We start from the raw sequence: 852 nt of genomic DNA on the forward strand, positions 1-852 counted from the left end.
TAACGCGCCTACCTGCGCTCGCTGCCGCCACTCGCGCTGGGCATCGACACGAGTTGGGCGCCATTCACCTCCGCCGAGTCCGACGGCCACACCGGCGGAAATGTGCTCGCTTACACGGCTTATTTATCCAGGGCGCTCGATATCGATTTCGATCCGCGCATGTATCCGGACTGGGCTGCGGTATCGAACGCGTTCGGCAACGGACAGGTTGACGTGATCGCGACGCGTCGCGAAGACCAACTGCAGGGCATCGGGCCGGCGCGCGATTTTGAGAACATCGGTTTCGCAGTGCGTCCTGAATACCGCCGGCTCGTGCCGCTGATCGACCGCGCGTTGCGCGCCATGCCCGCCGCCGACAAGGAAAGGATTCTCCAGGCGAGTCTGGTGGCGTCCGATCCGCTATCGAGCGGATGGAGCGTCAGCGCAATGCGCTTGTTGCCTGTGCTGATTGCCATCGGCGTGATCCTCGGCGTGACGTTGCGTGCATTCGTTCTGCTTCAACGCGAGATGGCCAGGCGCGTCGAGACGGAGCAGCGTCTCGCTACCCAACTCAGCTTCCAGCAGACCATGATGGAAGTCGTGCCCTATCCACTGGTCGCGAAGGACCTGGAGAACCGCTATATCGCGGTGAATCGCGCGTTCGAAAAAATGCTCGGAATCCGGCGCGAGGACGTGATCGGCCACACCGCGCTCGAAGCACAGTCCTGGGGCCCCGAAAACAGCAAGCGCCTGCACGATCTCGTTGGTCAGAGCATCACGAACGGGCAGCGCGAACAAGTTGAATTCGCGTTTCACAACCGTCTGGGCGAACTGCGTCACGCGCTTTTCTGGACCGGCGCATTCAAGGCGGCA

Annotated in this window: 1 protein-coding gene; it reads left to right on the forward strand. The window is 62.1% G+C overall.

Annotated features, from left to right (window positions below):
* Nucleotides 1-102: 102 nt before the first annotated feature.
* Nucleotides 103-852, forward strand: a 750-nt coding sequence (locus tag ACRXB1_RS36965; protein ID WP_449494894.1) for a PAS domain S-box protein, incomplete at its 3' end; no start/stop codon positions are given.

The sequence above is a fragment of the Caballeronia sp. M23-90 genome, from assembly GCF_053574605.1.